3 protein-coding genes and 1 pseudogene are annotated in these 2,667 nt (G+C 65.9%); all 4 read right to left on the bottom strand.

The window, feature by feature from the left end; all coding sequences use genetic code 11:
• Positions 1–232 precede the first annotated feature (232 nt).
• Positions 233–724: a dihydrofolate reductase gene (locus ACQKDV_RS19065; protein WP_427785803.1), complete on the bottom strand. Its 492-nt coding sequence runs from the start codon at positions 722–724 to the stop codon at positions 233–235.
• A 5-nt stretch (positions 725–729) separates the two neighbouring features.
• Positions 730–1,524, bottom strand: coding sequence for a thymidylate synthase (locus ACQKDV_RS19060; RefSeq protein ID WP_427785802.1), 795 nt, complete (start codon positions 1,522–1,524; stop codon positions 730–732).
• Positions 1,521–2,408, bottom strand: a complete 888-nt coding sequence (gene lgt, locus ACQKDV_RS19055) for a prolipoprotein diacylglyceryl transferase (protein ID WP_427785801.1) — start codon at positions 2,406–2,408, stop codon at positions 1,521–1,523. The genes ACQKDV_RS19060 and lgt overlap by 4 nt, the downstream gene beginning before the upstream one ends.
• Positions 2,409–2,459: 51 nt before the next feature.
• Positions 2,460–2,667: pseudogene (locus tag ACQKDV_RS19050) on the bottom strand (TPM domain-containing protein); the annotation flags it as partial.

Raw genomic sequence — 2,667 nt, 5'->3', positions numbered from 1 at the left:
GCCAAGCCAAGAGCAGTCGACCAACGGTCGACTCTACCGGCCGACTATCGCGCGCAGCGCGGGATTTTCGCGGGGGCCATGCCAAGAGCAGTCGACCAACGGTCGACTCTACCCGTCGACTATCGCGCGCAGCGCGGGATTTTCGCGGGGGCCAAGCCAGGAGCAGTCGACCAACGGTCGACTCTACCCTTGTCGCCCCGCCCATCGGCATCATCCCGTCGGTATCGGGCGATCAACGCCGCACGTAATGCACGAAGCGGAACGCGTAGGCGTGGCGCGCGTCTGCCGGGTGCGGCTCGCTGCTGGCTTCCTGCCAGACGCCTGTGTCCACTTCGGGGAAATGCGTGTCAGCCGGAACCTCGGCATCCACCCAGGTCAGATACAGGTCACTGGCCTGGTCCAGCAGGTGACGGAAGATCTCGCCGCCGCCGATGATGCACAACTCGCTGGCGCCCTCGCCTTCGGCAATGGCCTTTGCTTCATCCAGCGACGCCACCGCACGCATGCCCTCGAACGGCACCTTGCCGCTGCGGGTCAGCACCAGGTTGGTCCGCCCCGGCAGCACGCGGCCGATCGATTCGGCGGTCCTGCGCCCCATCAGGATCGGCTTGCCCAGGGTGAGCGCCTTGAAGTGCTTGAAATCATCCGGCAGGTGCCAGGGCATGGCATTGCCCTGGCCGATGCCACGGTTGCGGTCCAGCGCCACGATCATCGACAGCTTCATTGCGCTCACACCGCCACCGGCGCCTTGATGGCCGGGTGCGGATCGTAGCCGTCGATGCGGATGTCGTCGAACTGGAAGCCGAACAGGTCGGTCACCTCCGGGTTCAACCACAGCTTCGGCAACGCGCGCGGTTTACGCGACAGCTGCTCGCGCGCCTGCTCGTAGTGGTTCGAGTACAGGTGCGCATCGCCCAGTGTATGCACGAAGTCGCCCACGCCCAGGCCGGTGGCCTGCGCCACCATGTGGGTCAGCAGTGCGTAGCTGGCGATGTTGAACGGGACGCCAAGGAAGATGTCGCCGCTGCGCTGGTACAGCTGGCAGCTGAGCTTGCCGTCCACCACGTAGAACTGGAACAGGTTGTGGCACGGCATCAGCGCCATCTGCGAAAGCTCGCCCACGTTCCAGGCGCTGACCACCAGCCGGCGCGAATCGGGGTTGCGCTTGATCTCGTCCACCAACCACTGCATCTGGTCGATCTCACGGCCATCGGCGGTGGCCCAGCTGCGCCACTGCTTGCCATAGACCGGGCCGAGGTCACCGTTCTCGTCGGCCCATTCGTCCCAGATGCGCACCAGGTTGTCCTTCAGGTAACCGATGTTGGTATCGCCCTTCAGGAACCACAGCAGTTCGTGGATGATCGAGCGCAGGTGCAGTTTCTTGGTGGTGACCAGCGGGAAGCCTTCGGCCAGGTTGAAGCGCATCTGCCAGCCGAACACGCTGCGGGTGCCGGTACCGGTGCGGTCGCTTTTTTCCGCGCCGTGCTCGAGCACATGCGACAGCAGGTCCAGATAGGCCTTCATGCCTTGCCCTCGGCGACGACCAGCGGCTGCGGCTGCAGCACCGGCGCGCGGCGCGACATTGCCAGCAGCACCAGGCCGAAGGCGATGAGCGGCACGCACAGTATCTGGCCCTTGGTCAGCCAGCCGAAGGCGATGTACACGCCGTTGTCGGGCATGCGCACGAATTCAAGGCCAAAGCGGAAGATGCCGTACATCAGCGCGAACAGGCCCGACACCACGTAGCGATGACGCGGTTTGGCCGACACCAGCCACAGCACGGTGAACATCACCAGCCCTTCCAGCGCCGCTTCGTACAGCTGCGACGGGTGGCGGGCGTACTGGTTGAGCGCGCCAGTGGCGAACTGCGCCTGCAGGGTCGCCTGGTCAAGCTGGTTCAGCGGTGCCGGCAGGCCGGACGGGAACACCACGCCCCAGGTGCCGTCGGTGTACTTGCCCCACAGCTCGGCGCCGATGAAATTGCCGACGCGGCCCAGCGCCAGGCCGATCGGCACCAGCGGGGCGATGAAATCGACTGTATCGAACAGGTGCAGGCCGTTGCGCCGCGACCACCACCAGCAGGCCACCACCACGCCCAGCAGGCCACCGTGGAAGCTCATGCCGCCATCCCACACCTTGAACAGCAGCAGCGGGTTGTGCAGGAAATCGCCCAGCGCGTAGAACAGCATGTAGCCGACGCGCCCGCCCAGCACCACGCCCAGCATGGCGTAGAACAGCAGGTCGGAGAATCCATTGGCATCGACACCCGGCAGGCGGCCCTGCGCGATGCGCCTGCGGCCCAGCAGCCAGGCCGCGGTGAAGCCGAGCAGGTACATGATGCCGTACCAATGCACCTTGATCGGCCCCAGCGAAAGGGCGATGGGGTCGATATCGTGGAAATAGATCATGGAAGGTGCCTTGCGGTTGAACGCCTATTCTCGGGCCAGTGCCGTCCCGGCTCAACCAAGGAGCTGGGGCGTGTTGGGCAGGCCGTCATCGTCTGACCGCATCGAGGCCGGAAAGTGCCCCTCCACCAGGGTCGAGACCTCTTCGATGGCGCCGCACATTGCCTCGACCGGGTTCGGGCCGCGCAGGCCCTCGCGCAGGTGGGTGCAGACCCGCTGCCACTGCGCCGGGCTGACCCGGCCATGCAGGCCCCGGTCGGCC

The sequence above is a fragment of the Stenotrophomonas sp. NPDC077659 genome (assembly GCF_050268705.1).
In the GTDB taxonomy this organism is placed as follows: Bacteria; Pseudomonadota; Gammaproteobacteria; order Xanthomonadales; family Xanthomonadaceae; genus Stenotrophomonas.
The sequence above is the reverse complement of the archived record's forward strand: the minus strand, read 5'-3'. Positions and strand labels throughout refer to the sequence as shown.